The following is a 22,138-nucleotide window of genomic DNA, read 5'->3' on the forward strand; positions in this document are numbered from 1 at the left end:
ATGACAACAATAGCATCACAATTTGGCATGAACGAAGCGCTCGAAAAACTTGGCATTAAGCTGGTTAACGACGGTACTTCAACTGGAACAGAAAATTTTTCATCAGGAGAGATTTTAGATAGTTTTTCGCCTGTTGACGGAAAACTAATTGCATCAGTAAAAACTTCAACGCTTGAAGATTACGAAAAAGTAATGCGTTCAGCTACAGAAGCTTTTAAAACGTTTAGACTAATTCCTGCACCGCAACGTGGTGAAATTGTACGTCAGTTTGGAGAAAAATTACGTCAGAATAAAGAAGCTTTAGGAAAACTGGTTTCTTATGAAATGGGAAAATCATTGCAGGAAGGTTATGGTGAAGTTCAGGAAATGATCGATATCTGTGATTTTGCTGTTGGTTTATCACGTCAATTACATGGACTGACAATGCATTCTGAAAGACCTGGACATAGAATGTACGAGCAATATCATCCGTTAGGGATTGTCGGAATTATTTCGGCATTTAATTTTCCGGTTGCGGTTTGGTCTTGGAATACGGCTTTGGCATGGATTTCTGGAGATGTGTGCGTTTGGAAACCTTCTGAAAAAACGCCACTTTGTGGTATTGCCTGTCAAAACATAATCGCTCAGGTTATCAAAGAAAACAATCTTCCTGAAGGAATTTCGTGTTTAATAAATGGAGATTATCAAGTAGGAGAGTTATTGACAAAAGACACTCGTATTCCTCTAATTTCTGCAACAGGTTCTACCAGAATGGGTAAAATTGTAGCGCAGGCCGTTGCCGGAAGATTAGGAAAATCATTATTAGAATTAGGAGGAAATAATGCCATTATTGTAACTCCTGATGCTGATATTAAAATGACGGTTATCGGTGCTGTTTTTGGAGCTGTTGGAACTGCTGGGCAGCGTTGTACTTCAACTCGAAGACTGATCATTCATGAAAGTATTTATGACAAAGTAAAAGAAGCGTTGGTTGCTGCTTATAAACAATTAAGAATTGGAAATCCGCTTGACGAAAATAATCACGTTGGACCGCTTATTGATACGCACGCAGTTGAGCAGTACGCTGTCGCTTTAAATAGAGTAGTGGCCGAAGGTGGAAAAGTTTTGGTTGAAGGCGGTGTTCTTTCTGGCGAAGGTTACGAAAGTGGCTGTTACGTTAAACCAGCAATTGCTGAGGCTGAAAATTCATTTGCAATCGTACAGCACGAAACTTTTGCTCCGGTTTTATATTTAATTAAATATTCTGGAGAAGTTGATAATGCAATTGAAATTCAAAATGGAGTTGCTCAAGGATTGTCTTCTGCAATCATGACGAATAATCTACGTGAAGCCGAAAGATTTTTATCAGTTACTGGTTCTGACTGCGGAATTGCAAACGTAAACATCGGAACTTCTGGTGCAGAAATCGGCGGTGCTTTTGGTGGAGAAAAAGAAACTGGAGGAGGCCGTGAATCAGGTTCTGATGCATGGAAAATTTATATGCGACGTCAGACTAATACGATCAATTATACAACGAATCTTCCATTGGCACAAGGAATCAAATTCGATTTGTAATATTTCTTTAAATAAAAGATTAAATAGCAAAGGCTTCCTGATATGGGAAGCCTTTTGCTTTTAGAATTAAGTTAGTTAAGTTAGGTTAGTTAGTTTATTTTTTCAAAATAGTTTGATTGATAGAACCGTCGGTTGTGGAAACTTTTATCAAATAAGTTCCCGAAATCAATTGACTTAAATCAATACTTTCAGCATTTTTGCCCGCGCTTTTTACTAAAATTCCAGACATATTATAGACAAAAACTTGTTCTATTGTTTGAGTTGATTTCGAAATATATAAAACGTCAGAAACTGGATTTGGATATAAAAGAACTTTTGAAGTTTCTGGCTCTGCAGTAACTTCGGTTGTTTTAGCCATTCGTAAAGTACTTCCTGAATTATACGCTGTACTAATATAAAATAGATTTGCAACAGAACCTTTTGTAATACTGTGCGAACCCGCTGCAATTGACGCCGTCACGATTCCTGCAGAAGCCGTATAAGAAACATTGTCAACTTTGATTGTTCCTGTAAAATTAGAATCAAATACTAAGGTTAGTGTTGATGCACTTGTTGTTGTATAAGTTATAGAGGTGCTTGATTCGATTTTTAAACGCGCAGTCAATGTTAGTCCGTTATAGGTTACAGAGCCAGCTGTTGAATTCATATTTCCTGTAATACTATAAAATGAACTTGTTTTTCCAGAGGTTGTGAAATTGTGAATTTCATCTCCGCTAGGTGTTCCTGTAGTAACTGTAATAGTTCCTGAACCAGTTGCAATTGTACCAGTTCCAGAAGTTGCAATTGAATAGGAAACTGTTGCAGTTGGAGTTCCTGTAATCGTAATTGTTTTTGCAGTAGTGTTTTTTACAAAACTAATTCCCGATGCTGGCAAACCTGTTACTGTTGCATCTGTGGCTGTTCCTCCCCAGGTAAATACAATTGAGCTAATTGCAGTTCCGCTGGCAACGGTCTGATTGTTGTTTGAAGTTGAAGTCAAAGTTTGATTTCCCGCTGTAGTGACAGTTATTGTTCCTGAACCTGTTGCAGGTGTTCCAGTTCCGGTTGTTGCAATTGAATACGAAACCGTTGCAGTTGGAGTTCCTGTAATCGTGATTGTTTTTGCTGCAGTATTTTTTACAAAGCTAAGTCCAGAGGCAGGCAATCCAGTTACAGTTGCATCAGTAGCATCTCCGCCCCAAGTGAATACAATAGAAGCAATTGCTGTTCCGCTTGTTACTGTTTGGTTTTGATTACCTGTTGAAGTAAGTGTCTGAGAACTCGCGGGAGGATTTCCTTCGCCTTGAACAGCAACCAAAGTGCCACTATAGTTTGTAAGTGCCGATTTAAATGCTGTAATTACAAGCGATGAAGTATCATCAACGCTATTGTTAAATGTCCATTGCAAATCTCCTCCAGAAACGCGTCCTGCGTATTGTGTTACTTTTGTTTTAGCCGCTGCAGGCTGATCAATTACAAGGTTTTTTACGTATAAAGAAGCATCAGTATCAAAATTATTATACGAATTTGCACCCGATTTTGATTTGATAGAACTGCTTACAGTTTCTCCTCTTGTTGTTGCCACGTAAGCATCAAAATCTGTTGCGGAACTTATTTTTCCAGAAATATTGTATAATGGATTCGGATCATTATAAGCTACAAAACGCATATTATTTGTTCCGTTTGAAGCATCAAAAGTATTGTTGTAAGCTTTAATAAATCCGCCAGCTTCACCAGAAAATGTTCCCATTGTTCCGGCATTATTAACCTGATTGGCTTCATCCCAAATATCTGTTCCTTGTAACGAAGTCAGCATTGGATGTTTAGCATTACGGAAATAATTTCCTTCAACAAAAAGTGAAGATCCCATTGTTGATCCAGAGCCATATTTTGCATTTCCATCGTAATAATTGTTGTAAATGTGAGCAGAATAATAACGAACACGCGGATGACGAGAATCAGAATGATCAAACCAGTTGTGATGATACGTTATGTATAAACCAGTTGTGGTTCCTTCGCTTAAACCTAAAAGACTTGCTTTTCCATTGTCCCAAAAGTGATTGTATGACAATGTAATATAAGTCGAAGATTTATTATCTAATGCTCCATCGCCTTTAATTTGATCGGCATCGCTTCCTGCATTTCCATAAAATAAATCGCAGTTGTGAACCCAAATATGATCATTGTCTTGTTGCATACCAACATTATCTCCTGCGGTACTATTGCAGTTCATAAAACCAAGGTTGCTTACTTCTATATTTGAAGCCGATTTAAGACGTACGCCCCAACCATTAGCAACGGCATCATTTCCAATTCCTTCGATTGTTACATAACTTGATACATTGTTTGCATTTTCAATAACAACATCACCGCCTTCCATAACACTCATATCGGTAATATCCCCAATTAATCTGATGATAAACGGACGCGTATCTTTTCCTTTTTTAATTGCGTATAAAATATTTTGAAGACCCACGCACGGATTTGCGCTTGCTCCCGTAATATTCATCGAAATGGTGTTTTTTGTGTTTTGCGTGATGTAAAGAATTACCGCATTGTCTTTTGGAGTTCCATCTGCTTTGTACCCGCCTGGAACTCTTCCGCTTTCGAATGCAAATCCATTTCTGTCGTGTGCAATAACATTTAAAGCGCTTGTTGTTGATCCCGTTCCTTCTGCTCCAGAAATTACAGGTTTTACTTTGATCGTGTAGGATCCAGCTTTTAATCCTGGAATGTCAGCACGAAAATAACTTCCGTAGCTTCTAATAAGCTGGTCGTCAATTTTTTGATCAGTGATTCCATTTCCAGAATAATAAACATTGTAGGTTTGTGCGCCACTTACTGGCTGCCATTTTACAAAAGCAGATTCAAGCCACCCTGATGCTTCTGTGATTGAAACTTGTTGCGCCCACATTTGAACGCTCGCAAGTAAAATGAAAATGAAAAGTAGGTTTTTTTTCATAATTGTTTAGGTTAAAAAGTTAGTAATAGTAATTTGTGGTTTTGAAATATCTTTTACATTGGTTAATTGTAATCGATTACACAAAAATATATAAATTTTTTATATTCATAATTATTTGGATAATAAAAATATAATTGTATAAAAAATTAGCTATAATTTTTAGTATTATGTAATAAATTGCATTAATTGTAATTTATTACATAATAAAAGTAAGTTTCGTTAAGTCTTAATTTTACTACGTTTTCCTTAAACGAGAAAAGATAGATTATTAAGATTTTTAAATTTCTAAGGAATTTTAAAATTTTTTTAGCCTACTTTACAAAAATAAGAAATATACTACTTTTTAAAAATAATGATGAGAATTTTACCTTTCCTTAAAATAGTTTGGGATTTCTTTTTGCTTGAAAAAGCATAATTGAATGATTTAAAATAGATTTAATTTCTTTTGATTAAGTTCCCAAAAGAAAGCTATTTTCTGAAAGTTTTTAGTCAAGCTTTCAGAAGATATAAAGGCAAAAAAAAAAGCCTTTTTGAAAACTCAAAAAGGCTTTTTTTATATTTTATAAATCTTTTAATTTTTATTAGAAGATAGTTTAGCAAGTAATCTTAAGAATTCTACATATAACCAAACTAATGTGATCATTAGTCCCATCGCACCAAACCATTCCATGAATTTTGGCATTCTTTGTTGAACTCCTTGTTCGATTTGATCAAAATCTAAGAATAAGTTTAAGGCAGCGATAATAATTACAAAAACACTGATTCCAATACTCATCATTCCGTTTCCGTAATGAACAGGAGTAAAGTTAAAGATCAAAGAAGCTAGCCAAGAAATCAAATAATACGTTGCGATTGCTAACGTTGCTGCAATAACAACTGATCTGAATTGCTCATTAACTTTTACAATTTTGAATTTATATAAGCCAAGGCAAACTAAAAAAGTTACTAATGTTGCACCAACAGCATTAATCACAATTCCTGGATATCTCGCTTCAAATATTGCTGAAATTCCACCAATGAATAAACCTTCAAAAAAGGCATAACCTGGAGCTAAATATGGAGAAGCCTGAGGTTTGAAAGAGGCAATTAAAACTAGAATTAAGCCTACTATTGCACCACCGAATGCAGGCAAAATAGGATTCATTCCATTAAACGCCATCCACCAAGTAATCATTGATGCCGCAGATAATATTAAAAATAAAATAGCTGTTTTATTGATCGTACCAGACAAAGTCATTTCTTGATTGTAGTCAATAATTTGCGCTTCGTGTACTTCTTCAGCTCTAGAAACAGCATTTGATGAAAAACGTTTGCTGCTTAAAAATGGATTTTTTGAATTGAAGGCCATAGTTTTTTATGCTTTTAGTGAACTCAAATATATGGAGTTTTTTTTATCTGAAACAATTTGAGTTAAATTTTTAACATGATTTTTTCTTCTAAATAAAACGGATTTAAAATAAAAAAACCATCCGAACAAACGAATGGTTTTCTATATATAGAATTCTATTTTTTAGCTTAATAAATCTAAAACTAAAGATGGAAATAAACCTAAAACAATATTTAAAGTAATTGAAATGATTGCAACTGCATAAATAAGAAATGGTTTTCCTGTACGTTCTTCATTTGGTTCTTTAGAGTACATTGCCAATATAAGTTTGAAATAATAACCAACACTTATAATAGAGTTGATAACGGCAACAATAACTAAAGCAATATAACCAGATTGAATAGTTTGATTGAATAAAAATAATTTAGCAAAAAATCCAGAGAAAATTGGAATTCCGGCCATTGATAATAATGAACCTGTTAAGATCGCAGCTAAAAGCGGATTTGTTTTTCCTAAACCATGAAAGTTCGTAATATCTTCGTTATCTTGATTTTTACAAACGTATAAGATAACGCTGAATGCAGCAATTCCCGCCAATGCATAAGCTGCAGCATAATACAATAAAACTCCTGCAGATGTTGCAATTGATAAGAATGTCATTAACATGAAACCTGCGTGAGAGATTCCTGAAAATGCCAACATACGTTTTACATTTACTTGACGCAAAGCCATTATATTTCCAACTGTCATAGAAGCAATTGAAATGATTACAATAATATGTTCAAATGTTCCTAACATATCTTGGTTTTCTAAAGACGGAATTAAGTTTAAGCCAGCTACTAATTTATAAAGAGTTGCTATGGCTACAACTTTTGCCAATGTACTCATTAAAGCAGTCGTTAAAGCTGGAGAACCTTCATAAACATCTGGAGCCCAGAAATGAAATGGTACAGCAGCAACTTTGAAAAACATTCCAATTGTCATTAAAATCATTCCAATAGGAAACCAGATTGGCAATTCAGCAGATAAAGAACTTTCGTAAATTTCAGTAACATCAAAAGTTCCCATTGCTCCGTAAATCAAGCAAATTCCGAACAAGATAATTCCTGATGCAAAAGATCCCATCAAGAAATATTTCATACCAGCCTCGTTACTTTTGATATTCAAACGATCGCTCGCAGCAAGAACATATAATGCGATTGATAAAATTTCGATTCCTAAGAAAAACATTGCCAAGTTCCCAAAAGAAACCATAGCAACTGCTCCAGCTAATAAAAAGATTTTTATAGCAATATAATCAGAGATTTTTGTTTGATGATTTTCGTAGAAATTGTGACTTAATGCTACAAGGAAAATAGTTAGAATAATGAATAATGATGAAAAGGCAGTAGAGAATTTACTCACTGTAATCATATTATTGTAATAACTTGCTGTTGATCCAAATTCATAATAGTTAAGTGCCAAAACGCCCAATAAACCTAAAATGGTAAACGGAACAATGCCTTTTCTAAAATTTAGAATTTCAAACAATAGGCAAAAAATACCCAATCCTGTTATAGCTATTAATGTATTCATTTTTGTTTTTTTGATTTAGGAAATCTAAAACGCCCTAATTTATTTTATTTAAAATATGTTTTATTTTTTTTGGCATTTTAACTCTTTTAGTTTCGGATAAATCTGAAATCAAAATTCGTTAATCTGCATTCTAAAACCTTAGTTTTTATTGATAATGTTTAGTATTGTTTCTAAACTTGGTGTAATCAAATCTGTTATTGGTTTTGGATAGAATCCAAAGAAAATCAAAACAGCAATAATTGCTACCATAGAAATTCCTTCGTTTACAGAAACATCTGCAAAAGTTTTAGAATTGGTTTCACCTAACATTACGTTTTGGAACATTTTCAACATATAGTAAGCTCCTAAAATAATAGTTGTTCCACCTAAAACAGCAAACCAAATATTAATTTGAGAAAGACTGTATAATACTGTAAATTCTCCAACAAAGTTAAATGTAGTTGGCAAAGCAACAGAAGCCAAAACCAAAATTAAAAACATTGAAGTGAATTTTGGAGATTGCGTACGGATTCCGCCTAATTCTGAAATATTTCTTGTTTCAAATCTTCTGTAGATAATTTCTGCAGCATAAAATAATCCAACTACCACAAAACCGTGCGCGATCATTTGTAAAACTGCTCCGCGGAAACCATCAACTGTCAAAGTATAAGTTCCTGCAGCAATTAATCCAACGTGAGCAAGAGATGAATAAGCCAATAATTTCTTTAAATCTTTTTGTCTTAAAGCAACGATTGAACCGTAGATTACGCCAGCAATTCCTAAAGCAATAAAAATATTCATGTATTCTTTTGCTGCAAGAGGAGCAATTGGCAATTGCCAACGAATAACGCTGTATAATCCCATTTTTAACATGATACCAGATAAAAGCATTGTTCCAACAGTTGGTGCTTTTTGGTACACATTTGCCTGCCATGTGTGAAAAGGGATAATTGGAATTTTAATTGCGTAAGCCAAGAAGAAAGCCAAGAAAATCCAAAGCTGTTCATCTGCAGAAAGATTTAATTTGTATAAATCTTCAATCAAGAAACTGTGTGCTTTTGTATATAAATAGATGAAAGCAGTTAACATGAATAAAGAACCTGCAAGTGTGTAAATAAAGAATTTTACAACTGCTTTTCTGCGTTCTTCAGCATCTCCATTGCCCCAGATAAGAGCAATAAAATAAATAGGAATAAGTGCTAATTCCCAGAAAATATAATATAAAAGGCCATCTGCAGCAAGGAAAGTTCCTGTCATTGCAAAAGCCATAAATAGAATTAATGCATAAAAAGCTTTTGCGTTTTTATATTCATTTCCAAAAGAAGAAAATATAATAATTGGGGTCAAAGCTGTAGTCAATAAAAGCATTGCAATTGCCAATCCATCAGCGTTTAAAGCGAATGAAATTTTAGGCTGATTGATCCAAGCATTTACTAAGCTGATGCTTTCACCAGCATTAAAATGATTCAACAATACAACCGAACAGCCCAAAGCTGCCAAACTAAAGAACAAAGCTACTTTTGAAGCGAGTTTGTCACCAACAAAATAGGTGATAAATGCACCAACTAAAAGAATAATTAATATAAGAGAAACGTTCATAGTTATAAAATTATTGAGCTAAAAATATATAAGAAACAATCGCGCAAAGACCAATAACGAAAGCAAAAAGATATAATCCGATACTTCCAGTCTGTAGTTTTTTGCCTTGGAAAGCTAATTCATTTGTTACTTTTCCTAATCCGAAAACAAGAGCTGATAAACCAGTTTCAATATAGTCTCTAAAGAATCTTGATAATCCGTTTATAGAGCGAACAAATATTGCATCATAAGCTTCATCAACATAATATTTGTTATATAAAACTTTTGCTACGCCTGTAATGTTTTCATCTGCTTCAGGAACATTGTCTTGTTTGAAATATTTCACATAAGCAATTAGAATTCCTAATAATCCGCCTAAAACAGCAACACCCATTAAAGTATATTCTGTTGTTCCTAGATGGTGTTCTTCGCCAGCTACTTTCGTGAAAAGAGGAGCAAGATATTCATTTAACCAGCTGTTTCCTGGCAAACTAATTAATCCGCCAAAAGTTGCCAATATAGCTAAAATGATAAGTGGAATAGTGATTAATGCACCACTTTCATGTAAATGATGTTTTTGCTCTTCAGTTCCTCTAAATTCTTTGAAGAAAGTCAAGAACATCAATCTAAACATATAGAAAGCTGTCATGATTGAAGCAATAGATCCTACAACGTATAATGGAATACTGTGGTGGAAAGCTGTCATTAAAATTTCATCTTTAGAGAAGAAACCTGAGAAAAATGGAACTCCTGAAATTGCCAATGAAGAAATTAACATTGTCCAGAAAGTGATTGGCATTGCTTTACGCAATCCACCCATTTTACGCATATCTTGTTCTCCATGTAAACCATGAATAACAGATCCAGATCCTAAGAACAAACAAGCTTTGAAGAAAGCATGTGTGATTACGTGAAATACGGCTACTTCATAAGCGCCAAATCCTAATGCTAAAAACATTAATCCTAATTGAGAAACTGTAGAGTAAGCCAGTACTTTTTTGATATCATTTTGAACTAAACCGATTGTTGCAGCTACTAATGAAGTTATAGCTCCAATAATTGCAATTACAGTTTGTACATCAACAGCTAAATCAAAAACAAAATTTAATCTTGTTACCATGAAAATACCTGCTGTTACCATCGTAGCAGCGTGGATTAATGCCGAAACTGGAGTTGGTCCAGCCATCGCATCAGGCAACCAAGTATACAATGGAATTTGTGCAGATTTACCACAAGCTCCAATGAATAAGCATAATGCAGCTACTGAAAGTAGAGAAATGTTTAAATTAGTAGCTCCAGCAATTGCAGTTTTTAAAGTTGCATAATCTAAAGTGGAGAACATTGAACCAATGATGAACATACCAATTAAAAGACCTAAATCTCCAATTCTGTTCATAATGAAAGCCTTCTTTGCAGCATCGTTATAATCTTGGTTTTTATGCCAAAATCCGATAAGTAAATAAGAGCAAAGTCCAACACCTTCCCATCCAATGAAAAGAACTAATAAGTTGCTTCCAACTACAAGCGTGATCATAAAGAACACGAACAGATTTAAATATGCAAAAAACTTATGCATATTCTCATCATCATGCATGTAACTGATAGAGTATAAGTGAATCAAAGATCCAATTCCGGTTACGAACAATAACCAAAGAACAGATAATTGATCTAATAAAAATCCAAGATTGATTTTAAGATTGCTTATTTGGATCCAATCAAATAAAGTAACTTCAATTGCTTTTCCAGTTGAAGTAATTTGATTAAAAAGAACAAGCGTAACTATAAAAGAGATCGCTACAGCAACAGTCCCGATTGCTCCAGAAACTGTTTTTCCTAAGCTTTTTCCAAAGAAAACATTGATTAAAAATCCTAAAAAAGGAGTTAGTACTAAAAGTAAAGCTAAATTGGTATCCATTTCTATTTATCCTTTTAAGTTTTTTAAGTTATCGATACTAATTGAGCCAATGTTTCTAAAAATAGAAACTAAAATTGCTAATCCAACTGCTACTTCGGCAGCAGCTACAGCCATCGAAAAGAATACGAAAACCTGTCCTTGAGCATCTTGATGATAAGTTGAAAATGCAACAAATAAAAGGTTTACAGCATTTAGCATGATTTCGATAGACATGAAAACGATAATAGCATTTCGTCTGTACAATACACCAAAAACACCAATACAAAAAAGTACAACACTTAAAAAGATGTAATTTTCAATACCTATTTGATTTAATATATTACCCATTATTTATTTAATTTTTCTTTTTTAGACAATAATACAGTTCCAATCATTGCTACTAAAAGTAAAACTGAAGCAAATTCAAAAGGTACCATATATTCGTTTAATAATATTTTACCTAATACTTTAATAGATTGGAAATCTTCTCCAGTTGAATCGTATTCACCAACAATTGGTTTAGAATTAATGAAGATTGTAATCAAAACAATTACGATCAAACAGAACGAAACAATAGCTCCTAAACGCGTAATTCTAGGTCGGTGAACGTCTTTTTGTTCATTCAAATTCATAAGCATAATCGTAAACAGGAACAAAATCATAATGGCTCCGGAGTAGACTATTATATGTACAATTGCTAAAAACTGAGAATTTAATAGTAAATAGTGACCAGCAATTGAGAAGAAACAAATCACTAAGTAAATTGCTGAGTGAATTGGGTTTCTGCTAAAAATGGTCAAGAAAGCGGTAATTACCGTGATAAACGCTAAGAAACAAAATATAACTTGTACAGTTGTTGCGTGTGCAAAATCAGGAATATGTATCATTAGTTAGCGTTATTAAGTTGAGCATTTTTGATTGCCATTTCTAAAGGCATCACCAATTTGTCCTTTCCAAAAATGAAATCTTCTCTTTCGTAGCTGGCAGGAACTAAAACTTTAGACTGAGTTAGGTAAATAGCATCTTTTGGACAAGCCTCTTCACACAAACCACAGAAAATACAACGAAGCATATTGATCTCATATATTTCAGCATATTTTTCTTCTCTGTACAAATGTTTTTCATCTGCTTTACGTTCAGCAGCTTTCATTGTAATCGCTTCAGCTGGACAAGATAATGCGCATAATCCGCAGGCAGTACAGTTTTCACGACCTTGTTCATCACGTTTCAGCATGTGCTGACCACGATAAACCGGACTCATTTGTCTAACCTGTTCAGGATAATGAATCGTAACTTTTTTTCTAAAAAGGTGTTTAAGCGTGATCGCCAAACCTTTTACAATCGCCACAAGATACAATCGCTCAATAAAAGTCATCTCTTTGTTAGAGACCACCTTTTTTCTACCCGATAATGATATAGTTTCTATTGACATTTTTACTATTATAATTTATGATTCAAATTTTGATCAGTCAAATTTAAATCTATTTTGTTTTTTATTTGAAGCTAATTACGTTTCTTAGAATCCTAATGCTGCTGCGATATCGTGTCTTAATATTACAGCACCCGTAATCATAATATTAATAATCGAAAGCGGAATCAAAATTCTCCAGCCTAAGTTCATTAATTGGTCATATCTAAATCTTGGAATTGTCCAACGAACCCACATATAGAAAAATATGAAGAAACATATTTTACCAAACAATACTGCAATTCCTAATAAGTTAGCTGTATTTACACCAACATTCTCAACTATATATTGCATTCCAGGATAGTTATAACCTCCAAAGAATAATACAGAAATAATAGTTGCAGAAGTAAACATACTAGCATATTCAGCAAATAAATAGAATCCCATTTTCATAGAAGAATATTCAGTATGATAACCTCCAATTAATTCACTTTCACATTCTGCTAAGTCAAACGGAGTTCTGTTAGTTTCTGCAAATGAACAAATTAAGAAAATTAAGAAAGATAAAGGCTGATAGAAAACATTCCAGTTCATACCTTGTTGTTGCAAAGAGATTTCTTTTAAACTCATTGTTCCAGTCATCATCAATAATGCAATCATTGATAATCCCATTGCAACTTCATAAGAAACCATTTGCGATGCTGCACGAACAGCTCCCATTAATGAGAATTTATTGTTAGAAGCCCATCCACCAATCATGATTCCGTAAACTCCAACAGAAAGAACTCCAAAAATGTATAATAAAGCAATATTTACATCAGTGGCTTGTAGAATAACTTCTCTTCCAAAAACGTGAAGTTTGTCTCCCCATGGAATTACAGCACTTGTCATCAAAGCTGTACTCATTGAGATTGCCGGTCCTACAACAAATAAAAATTTATTAGGTGTATTTGGCTCAAATTCTTCTTTTGAGAATAATTTCATACCGTCAGCAAGTGGCTGTAATAAACCTCCCCAACCTGCACGGTTTGGTCCAACACGATCCTGAAGGAAAGCAGCAACTTTACGTTCAGCCCAAGTAGAATACATCGCCATAATCATTGTTACAGCAAAAACCACAACAATTACAACACTTTTTTCTATAATAAACGCACCATCTACCATCATTAAGAATTTTTGTTGTTAGTGTTTAATGGAATTTCAGCCATACTAATTTTTTTACGGTCAATATCTCTACCCATAAGAATATTCTTTTCCGTATCGATTTGTACTTTCTCTAATTTTTGAGTGTAGTTATTTTGGTTGATTACAGAATCTTTTTCGAATTCTCTTGGTCCTTCAATAACCCAATCATTCACATCTTTGTGGTCAAAACGGCAAGAATTACAAATGAATTCTTCAACTTCATGATACTCATCTTTACGACCAGTTACACGCTGAATTTCTCCACCAAACATCCAAACAGTAGTTTTACCGCAACATCCTGGAGTAGTACATTCTCTGTGTGCGTTATAAGGTTTGTTGAACCAAACTCTTGATTTAAAACGGAAAGTTTTGTCTGTTAAAGCTCCAACCGGACAAACGTCAATCATGTTTCCAGAAAACTCATTGTCGATTGCTTTAGAAATTCCAGTTGAAATATTAGCATGGTCACCACGATCTAATACTCCGTGAACTCTGTTGTCTGTCAATTGATCTGCAACTTGCACACATCTTTGGCATAAAATACAACGGTTCATATGCAGTTGAATATTTGGACCAATATCTTCCGGTTCAAATGTTCTTTTTTCTTCAATAAAACGTGATTTCGGATTTCCGTGCTCAAAACTTAAGTTTTGGAGATCACATTCACCTGCCTGATCACAAATTGGACAATCTAATGGGTGGTTGATCAATAAAAATTCAGTTACAGATTTACGTGCTTCCGTTACTCTGTCAGAAGATTTACTGTTTACTTCCATTCCGTCCATACATCCTGTTACACAAGATGCCATTAATTTTGGCATTGGTCTTGGGTCAGCCTCACTACCTTTAGAAACTTCAACTAAACAGCAACGGCATTTTCCACCGCTCCCTTTTAATTTTGAGTAATAGCACATGGCTGGCGGTACCAAATCTCCACCAATCATACGTGCAGCCTGCAGGATCGTTGTTCCTGGCTCTACGTCTATACTTTGACCGTCTATGGTTACTTTCATCTCTTTATTTTGTTTTTTTAGTTTCAGGTTTCAGGTTTCACGTTTTCACTTGAAACTAAAAAAACTTGAAACTTTAAACTATTTTAAACTTTTTTGTTGAAAGTCGGAATATTGAAAAGAATTGCTGTCCTTTTTAACATTATGAACTTTATAACTTTCTGCTTTTTATTTTTATACGATTACTTTACCGCCTACTAAATGCTTTACTTGTGAAAAAGGTTCAGCAACAAAGTGATCTCTATTTTTTATTTTTTCAGGGAAACGAACGTGATATTCAAATTCATCTCTAAAGTGACGAATCGCTGCTGCTACCGGCCAAGAAGCGGCGTCACCAAGAGGACAAATTGTGTTTCCTTCAATTTTACTTTGAATGCTCCACAATAATTCAATATCTTCTTCACGGCCTTGACCGTTTTCAATTCTCCATAAGATTTTTTCCAACCATCCTGTTCCTTCACGGCAAGGTGTACATTGTCCACAAGATTCGTGGTGGTAGAAGCGAGCAAAGTTCCAAGTGTTTCTAACCACACAAGCAGTATCGTTATAAACAATAAATCCTCCAGAACCCAACATCGATCCGGTAGCAAAACCACCATCACTTAAAGATTCGTAAGTCATTAAACGATCTTCGCCGTTTGCTGTTTTGAAAATCAATTCAGCTGGTAAAATTGGCACAGAAGAACCTCCAGGTACAAATGCTTTTAATGGACGGCTTGAAGACATTCCTCCTAAATATTCATCAGAATTCATGAATTCGTCAACACTTAAACCTAATTCAATTTCATAAACTCCAGGATTTTTGATGTGTCCAGAAGCAGAAATTAATTTAGTTCCTGTAGAACGTCCAATTCCAATTTTAGCATAATCGTCACCAGAATTGTTTACAATCCATGGGACTGTTGCAATAGTTTCAACATTGTTTACCACTGTTGGATTTGCCCAAAGTCCTGAAACCGCTGGGAAAGGTGGTTTAATACGAGGATTTCCTCTTTTGCCTTCCAAAGACTCAATAAGTGCAGTTTCTTCTCCACAAATATAAGCTCCAGCTCCACAGTGAACGTGTAACTCTAAATCGTAACCTGTACCTAAAATATTTTTTCCTAACCAACCTGCAGCTTTAGCCTCGGCGATTGCTCTTTCTAAAATTTTGAAAACCCACATATATTCTCCACGAATGTAGATATATGATAAGTTTGCGCCTAAAGCGTAACTAGAAGTGATCATTCCCTCGATCAATAAGTGAGGAATAAATTCCATCAAATAACGATCTTTGAAAGTTCCTGGTTCAGATTCGTCAGCGTTACAAATTAAGTGTCTTGGTTTTCCTGATTTTTTATCAATAAAGCTCCATTTCATTCCGGCAGGGAAACCAGCGCCACCACGACCACGAAGACCTGATTTTTTTACCTCTTCAGTAACTTCATCTGGTGTAAGTGTTTTTAAAGCTTTTTCTACAGAAGCATAACCGCCATTTTGACGATAAACTTCGTAGGTTTTAATTCCAGGAATATTGATTTTATCTAATAATATTTTTTGTGACATCTTATTTATCGTGTAATATTATTTTATCATCTTTACAATCAGCGATTAACTGATCTATTTTTTCTTCTGTCAATTTTTCTTTGTAGAAATCTCCTAACTGCATCATCGGAGCGTATCCGCAAGCACCTAAACATTCTACACCAGCAATGGTAAACATTCCGTCTGGAGTTGTTTCGCCCATTTTAATGCCTAATTTTTCAGAAGTATAATCCATTAAATTTTCGGCACCATTTAAACAACAGCAAGAAGTCTGGCAAAACTCAAACATGTATTTTCCAATTGGTTTTTGGTTGAACATGGTATAAAAAGTAACCACTTCATAAACCTCAATTGGTTTGATTTGAAGAATTTCGGCAACTTTATCTTGCAATTCAGTACTAAGCCAGTTGTTGTGAGCATCCTGTACTTCATGCAAAACAGGCAGTAAAGCCGATTTTTGTTTGCCTTCCGGATAATGACTGATTAATTCATTGATACGAGCGATCAATGCCTCAGTCATATTTATTTCTTGTTTGTAATGTTTACGTTCCATTTTTTATTTTGGATTTTAGATTTTAGATTTTAGACTTTTCAATCTGAATCTATAATCGGCATTCTTTTAAAATTTTAGATTTCGGACTTTAAATTTTAGATTTTTCCAATCTGAAATCTAAATTCTAAAATCTGCAATCATTTAGGCGTCTAATTCTCCTGCAATTACATTTAAACTAGAAAGGATAACAATTGCATCAGATAATAAAGCTCCTTTAATCATATCAGGATATGCTTGGTAATAAATAAAGCAAGGTCTTCTGAAATGTAATCTATATGGAGTTCTGCTTCCGTCAGTAACTAAATAAAAACCTAACTCTCCGTTTCCTCCTTCAACAGGATGATAAATTTCTGCAACTGGTACAGGAACTTCTCCCATTACGATTTTAAAGTGATAGATTAATGATTCCATCGAATTGTATACATCTTCTTTTGGAGGAAGGTAGTAATCAGGAACCTCTGCATGATATTCGTTTCCAGCTGGCATTTTATCCAACGCTTGACGAATAATGCTTAAACTTTCCCAAACTTCAGCATTACGAACACAGAAACGATCATACGTGTCACCTGACTTTCCAACAGGAACAATAAAATCAAAATCTTCGTAAGATGAGTAAGGCTGTGCAACACGAACGTCATAATCAACTCCGGCAGCACGCAAGTTTGGACCTGTAAATCCGTAAGCCATAGCTTGTTCAGCGGTGATTGCACCTACGTTTACAGTTCTGTCAAGGAAAATTCTATTTCTTTCGAATAAGTTTTCGAATTCTTTCCATGCAACTGGAAATTCTTCAAGAAAAGCATCTAGTTTTTTGAAAGCCTCTGGAGACCAGTCTCTTTCAAAACCACCAATTCTTCCCATATTTGTAGTCAAACGAGCTCCACAAATTTCTTCGTAGATTTCGTAGATTTTTTCTCTAAATTGAAAAACGTATAAGAAACCAGTATACGCACCAGTATCAACACCAAGAATTGAGTTACAAATTAAGTGATCTGTAATACGAGCAAGCTCCATTACAATAACTCTTAAATACTGTGCTCTTTTTGGAACTTCAACACCTAATAGTTTCTCTAATGTCATCCACCATCCCATATTGTTAATAGGAGAGGAGCAATAGTTCATACGGTCTGTAAGAGGTGTGATTTGATAGAAAGGGCGATTTTCGGCAATTTTTTCGAAAGCTCTGTGGATGTAACCAATAGTTGGTTCAGCCTCTAGAATTCTTTCACCATCCATTAATAGGATATTTTGAAAAATACCGTGAGTCGCAGGGTGAGTTGGACCTAAATTCAGTACCGAAAGCTCGCTTCCGTCTTCGTTTAGTTTCTCTTTAATTATTTTAGCATAACGATGCTCTGGTGGTAATAATAGTTCTGACATTTTATAATGTTGAATTATTTATTTTTTAGCAATTTGTTGTTGTTCTTCCAAAGAATCTGTCGTCTTTATCAGTTCTTCCACTGTCTTCCATTGGGAATTCTTTTCTCATTGGGAAAGACACCATTTCATCCATATTCAAAATACGTTTCAATTGTGGGTGACCAATAAAATTGATTCCGAAGAAATCGTATGTTTCTCTCTCCATCCAGTTTGCACTCAAGAAGATATTTGAAACAGTTTTGATTTCTGGTTTTTCACCATCTAAATAAACTTTGATTCTGATGCGCTTGTTTTCGATCCAATTGTGCATGTGGTACACTACTGCAAATTGACGATCTAATTCGTTATCTGGATAGTGAATGCCACATAAATCTGTTAAAAAGTTAAATTGAAGATCAGCATCATTTTTTAAAAATAGAATCAATGCAGTGATTTTGTCAGCAGTTGTTTCTATTGAAAAAATATCTCTTTCTTGTTGAAAGTTGAAAACATTTGTATCAAATGTTTCAATAAGTTTATCTTGAATCAGGGTATTTTCTAAAGCCATCTTATGAAATGTTATAGGAAGCTAATAATTCTTGGTATTCTGGAGAGCTTCTGCGTCTAACAGATTCGCTTTTTACCAAATCTTGTAATCTCATTACACCGTCTACGATTTGTTCTGGTCTAGGAGGACATCCTGGAACATAAACGTCAACCGGGATTACTTTATCAATTCCTTGTAACACCGAGTAAGTATCGAAAATACCGCCAGAAGAAGCACAAGCTCCAACAGCAATTACCCAGCGTGGCTCAGACATTTGTTCGTAAACTTGTCTTAAAATTGGAGCCATTTTTTTAGAAATCGTTCCCATTACTAAAAGCATATCAGCCTGACGAGGAGAGAAACTCACACGCTCAGATCCAAATCGTGCCAAATCGTAATGTGAAGCCATTGTTGCCATAAACTCAATTCCACAACAAGATGTTGCGAATGGTAAAGGCCAAAGAGAATTCGCGCGTGCCAAACCAACAACATCATTTAGTTTTGTAGCGAAGAAACCTTCTCCTACAACTCCCTCAGGTGGCGCAACCATATTTACATTTGAATCGCTCATTTTAATTTTAGATTGTAGATTTCTGATTTTAGATTTTTGATCTTGAAACCGAAATCAATATTTTAAAATTCAATATTTTATGTTGAGAAATTATCTTTCAAATCTATCCCGATAGCTATCGGGACTAAAATCTGGAATCTAAAATCAATTTATTCCCACTCTAGTGCTTTCTTTTTGATGATATAGAAAAAACCAACTAAAAGCAAAGCCATGAAAACAATCATTTTTAACATTCCTTCAATTCCTAAATCCTTAAAGTTTATCGCCCACGGGTAAAGGAAAATTACCTCTACGTCGAACAATACAAACAAAATGGCAACTAGAAAATATTTTACCGAAAAAGGAATACGGGCATTACCTACAGATTCGATACCGCACTCAAAGTTTTTATCTTTAACTTCAGAGGTTCTTTTAGGGCCTAATTTTCCAGAAATAATGATTGTTCCTACCACAAAACCAACAGCCAGAATGAACTGCATTAAAATAGGAATGTAACTGTATTGATCAGATTGCATAAACTTGTGATTTTTACTTAAAGAATAAGCCACAAAGATAACTTTCAACTATGTAAATCACAAACTAAAGGGGGATATAAGTATGCTATGAAACCTTGTTTGTGTGTAATTTTTATTGATTATAAATAACGATTGGTTTTTTTAATATTTTTTTAAGAAATGAGCAAAAAAAAACGTCTCGAAATTAATCGAAACGTTTTTAAAACCATTCAGAGGCAAAAAAAATAAATTGCTATATTTTTCTTAGATTACTGCTACTTTAGCAGCAACTTTCCCTTTTCTTCCTTCTTCTTCTTCATAGCTTACACGGTCACCTTCGCGTAATTCTTCCGCGTTAATTCCTGAAGCGTGAACGAAGATGTCCTTTCCTGTTTCTTCGTCTGTAATGAATCCATAACCTTTAGATTCATTGAAAAATTTTACTGTACCTGTACGCATTGTAATTGTAATAATAATTTATAATAAAGCAAATGTAACATATTAACTAATACAAAAGACATGTACGTGTTAATTTTTTGTAAAAATTATTGATTTACAGTGTTTTTACGTGGTTTATTGCATCAAATTTTATATGAAATACCCTAATTTGAGAATCGTTTATTGTAAGAATATACGAAAAACGGAATTGTAGGAATTTTTTATTTCTATAAGTGTAAAAAATGCAATTATTCTTAAAAAAATAGAAATAAAAAAAGCAGCTGAAATTTTCAGCTGCTTTTTTGGTATGATTTAATTTTTTAAAGCTTAAATAGCATCAATTTTAATATGCAATTCTTTCAATTGTGCATCATCAATTGCTGCAGGAGCATCGATCATAACATCACGTCCAGAATTGTTTTTAGGGAAAGCAATAAAATCTCTAATCGTTTCCTGACCTCCTAAAATTGCAACTAATCTATCCAATCCAAAAGCTAATCCTCCATGTGGCGGAGCGCCAAATTGGAAAGCATCCATTAAGAAACCGAATTGCGCTTTTGCTTCTTCTTCAGTAAATCCTAAATACTTGAACATTAACTGCTGAGTCGCTTTATCATGAATACGAATAGATCCACCGCCAATTTCGTTTCCGTTTAAAACCATGTCGTAAGCATTTGCACGAACTTTTCCTGGTTCTGTTTCTAACAAAGCCATATCTTCTGGTTTTGGAGATGTAAATGGGTGGTGCATTGCATGGTAACGACCGCTTTCTTCGTCAAGTTCCAATAATGGGAAATCTACAACCCATAATGGAGCAAATTCTTCTGGTTTACGCAATCCTAAACGAGTTGCTAATTCCATACGAAGTGCCGAAAGTTGTGCACGTGTTTTATTTGCAGGTCCAGAAAGTACAAAAATCATATCGCCAGGATTTGCTTCTGTAGCTTTTGCCCAATTTGTCAAATCATCATTGTCGTAGAATTTATCTACTGATGATTTATATGTTCCGTCTTCATTACATTTTACGTAAACCATTCCAGATGCGCCAACTTGAGGGCGTTTTACCCAGTCAATTAATCCGTCGATTTCTTTACGAGTGTAATTTCCTGCTCCAGGAACAGCTATTCCGACAACTAATTCAGCCGAATTGAAAACCGGGAATTCTTTGTGCTGTGCAAATTCGTTTAACTCACCAAATTTCATCCCAAAACGAATGTCTGGCTTGTCATTTCCGTATGTTTTCATGGCATAGTCATAGGTAATTCTTGGGAATTTCTCTACTTCAACACCTTTGATTTCTTTTAATAAATGTCTTGTCAAACCTTCAAAAACATTCAAAATGTCTTCTTGTTCAACAAATGCCATTTCGCAGTCAATTTGAGTAAATTCAGGCTGACGATCTGCACGTAAATCTTCGTCACGGAAACATTTCACTATTTGGAAATATTTATCCATTCCGCCCACCATCAATAATTGTTTGAAAGTTTGTGGAGATTGTGGCAATGCATAAAATTGTCCTTCGTTCATACGGCTTGGTACAACGAAATCTCTCGCTCCTTCTGGAGTTGATTTGATTAAGTAAGGTGTTTCAACTTCGCAGAAATCCAAATCAGATAGATATTTACGAACTTCCATCGCTACTTTATGACGAAACAATAAGCTGTTTTTTACCGGATTTCTTCTGATATCCAAATAACGATATTTCATTCTGATATCTTCTCCACCGTCAGTCTCATCTTCAATTGTAAATGGAGGAGTTAATGCCGAATTTAAAATAGTCAATTCAGAAACTAAAATTTCGATTTCACCAGTCGGGATGTTTTTGTTTTTGGCTTCACGTTCAATAACAGTTCCTTTTACCTGAATTACAAATTCACGTCCAAGTGTTTTAGCTAATTCAAAAACAGTTTTATCGGTACGACTTTCGTCGAAAATAAGTTGCGTAATTCCGTAACGGTCGCGTAAATCGACCCAATTCATAAATCCTTTATCGCGTGATTTTTGAACCCAGCCCGCAAGCGTAACTTCGGTATTAATATTTGAAGCGTTTAATTCGCCGCAATTATGACTTCTATACATGATCTCAATTTTAGACTGCAAAAGTAAACACAAAAAATAAAATAATATAGTAAAGTGCTAAGTTGCTGCATATAAATTTGAAATATTTTGTTAATAGTTAAATTTTGCAATTCTAATTTCTT

19 protein-coding genes are annotated in these 22,138 nt (G+C 34.4%); 1 reads left to right on the forward strand and 18 read right to left on the reverse strand.

Going from position 1 to position 22,138, the window contains the following annotated elements; translation table 11 throughout:
• Entirely contained in the window at nt 1-1,554 is a 1,554-nt protein-coding gene (locus tag RB619_RS05945) for an aldehyde dehydrogenase family protein (RefSeq protein WP_308095345.1), read from the forward strand.
• A gap of 94 nt (nt 1,555-1,648) precedes the next feature.
• Here RB619_RS05945 and RB619_RS05950 read toward each other — a convergent pair whose 3' ends face one another.
• From RB619_RS05950 to aspS, 18 genes are all read right to left on the reverse strand, one after another.
• Nucleotides 1,649-4,495 (reverse strand): T9SS type A sorting domain-containing protein, encoded by a 2,847-nt coding sequence (locus RB619_RS05950; protein ID WP_308095347.1) that lies wholly within the window; start codon nt 4,493-4,495, stop codon nt 1,649-1,651.
• A gap of 571 nt (nt 4,496-5,066) precedes the next feature.
• On the reverse strand, nt 5,067-5,843 hold the full coding sequence (locus RB619_RS05955; RefSeq protein WP_308095350.1) for a Bax inhibitor-1/YccA family protein: 777 nt from the start codon (nt 5,841-5,843) through the stop codon (nt 5,067-5,069).
• A gap of 162 nt (nt 5,844-6,005) precedes the next feature.
• Complete coding sequence (locus tag RB619_RS05960; RefSeq protein ID WP_308095353.1) at nt 6,006-7,397, reverse strand: NADH-quinone oxidoreductase subunit N; 1,392 nt, start codon at nt 7,395-7,397, stop codon at nt 6,006-6,008.
• 138 nt (nt 7,398-7,535) lie between these two features.
• A complete protein-coding gene (locus RB619_RS05965; RefSeq protein WP_308095356.1) occupies nt 7,536-8,975 on the reverse strand; it encodes an NADH-quinone oxidoreductase subunit M in 1,440 nt (479 codons plus the stop codon).
• Between the two features lie 10 nt (nt 8,976-8,985).
• Nucleotides 8,986-10,869: an NADH-quinone oxidoreductase subunit L gene (nuoL, locus tag RB619_RS05970; protein ID WP_308095358.1), complete on the reverse strand. Its 1,884-nt coding sequence runs from the start codon at nt 10,867-10,869 to the stop codon at nt 8,986-8,988.
• Between the two features lie 6 nt (nt 10,870-10,875).
• A complete protein-coding gene (gene nuoK / locus RB619_RS05975; RefSeq protein WP_133523522.1) occupies nt 10,876-11,196 on the reverse strand; it encodes an NADH-quinone oxidoreductase subunit NuoK in 321 nt (106 codons plus the stop codon).
• Nucleotides 11,196-11,735, reverse strand: coding sequence for an NADH-quinone oxidoreductase subunit J (locus RB619_RS05980; protein ID WP_308095361.1), 540 nt, complete (start codon nt 11,733-11,735; stop codon nt 11,196-11,198). The genes nuoK and RB619_RS05980 overlap by 1 nt, the downstream gene beginning before the upstream one ends.
• Nucleotides 11,735-12,280: an NADH-quinone oxidoreductase subunit I gene (locus RB619_RS05985; RefSeq protein ID WP_308095364.1), complete on the reverse strand. Its 546-nt coding sequence runs from the start codon at nt 12,278-12,280 to the stop codon at nt 11,735-11,737. The genes RB619_RS05980 and RB619_RS05985 overlap by 1 nt, the downstream gene beginning before the upstream one ends.
• A gap of 84 nt (nt 12,281-12,364) precedes the next feature.
• Nucleotides 12,365-13,423 carry an NADH-quinone oxidoreductase subunit NuoH gene (gene nuoH, locus RB619_RS05990; protein WP_308095366.1) on the reverse strand — a complete coding sequence of 353 codons (1,059 nt, stop codon included), beginning with the start codon at nt 13,421-13,423 and terminating at the stop codon, nt 12,365-12,367.
• Nucleotides 13,423-14,454: a 2Fe-2S iron-sulfur cluster-binding protein gene (locus RB619_RS05995; protein ID WP_155101585.1), complete on the reverse strand. Its 1,032-nt coding sequence runs from the start codon at nt 14,452-14,454 to the stop codon at nt 13,423-13,425. The genes nuoH and RB619_RS05995 overlap by 1 nt, the downstream gene beginning before the upstream one ends.
• Before the next feature lie 171 nt (nt 14,455-14,625).
• Nucleotides 14,626-15,996 (reverse strand): NADH-quinone oxidoreductase subunit NuoF, encoded by a 1,371-nt coding sequence (gene nuoF / locus RB619_RS06000; protein ID WP_308095371.1) that lies wholly within the window; start codon nt 15,994-15,996, stop codon nt 14,626-14,628.
• Nucleotide 15,997: 1 nt separating this feature from the next.
• Nucleotides 15,998-16,528, reverse strand: a complete 531-nt coding sequence (locus RB619_RS06005; protein WP_291151072.1) for an NAD(P)H-dependent oxidoreductase subunit E — start codon at nt 16,526-16,528, stop codon at nt 15,998-16,000.
• A 141-nt stretch (nt 16,529-16,669) separates the two neighbouring features.
• The gene (locus RB619_RS06010; RefSeq protein ID WP_308095374.1) at nt 16,670-17,908 is read right to left on the reverse strand and encodes an NADH-quinone oxidoreductase subunit D; all 1,239 of its coding nucleotides are present in this window, start codon (nt 17,906-17,908) and stop codon (nt 16,670-16,672) included.
• Nucleotides 17,909-17,933: 25 nt separating this feature from the next.
• Nucleotides 17,934-18,455 carry an NADH-quinone oxidoreductase subunit C gene (locus tag RB619_RS06015; protein ID WP_133523516.1) on the reverse strand — a complete coding sequence of 174 codons (522 nt, stop codon included), beginning with the start codon at nt 18,453-18,455 and terminating at the stop codon, nt 17,934-17,936.
• A 1-nt stretch (nt 18,456) separates the two neighbouring features.
• Nucleotides 18,457-19,005, reverse strand: coding sequence for an NADH-quinone oxidoreductase subunit B (locus RB619_RS06020; protein ID WP_133523515.1), 549 nt, complete (start codon nt 19,003-19,005; stop codon nt 18,457-18,459).
• A gap of 149 nt (nt 19,006-19,154) precedes the next feature.
• The gene (locus RB619_RS06025; protein WP_155101580.1) at nt 19,155-19,520 is read right to left on the reverse strand and encodes an NADH-quinone oxidoreductase subunit A; all 366 of its coding nucleotides are present in this window, start codon (nt 19,518-19,520) and stop codon (nt 19,155-19,157) included.
• 243 nt (nt 19,521-19,763) lie between these two features.
• Entirely contained in the window at nt 19,764-19,958 is a 195-nt protein-coding gene (locus RB619_RS06030) for a cold-shock protein (protein ID WP_007137066.1), read from the reverse strand.
• Between the two features lie 306 nt (nt 19,959-20,264).
• Nucleotides 20,265-22,016 carry an aspartate--tRNA ligase gene (gene aspS, locus RB619_RS06035; protein ID WP_308095383.1) on the reverse strand — a complete coding sequence of 584 codons (1,752 nt, stop codon included), beginning with the start codon at nt 22,014-22,016 and terminating at the stop codon, nt 20,265-20,267.
• Nucleotides 22,017-22,138 lie beyond the last annotated feature (122 nt).

The organism is Flavobacterium sp. LHD-80 (genome assembly GCF_030929605.1).
Taxonomy (GTDB): Bacteria; Bacteroidota; Bacteroidia; order Flavobacteriales; family Flavobacteriaceae; genus Flavobacterium.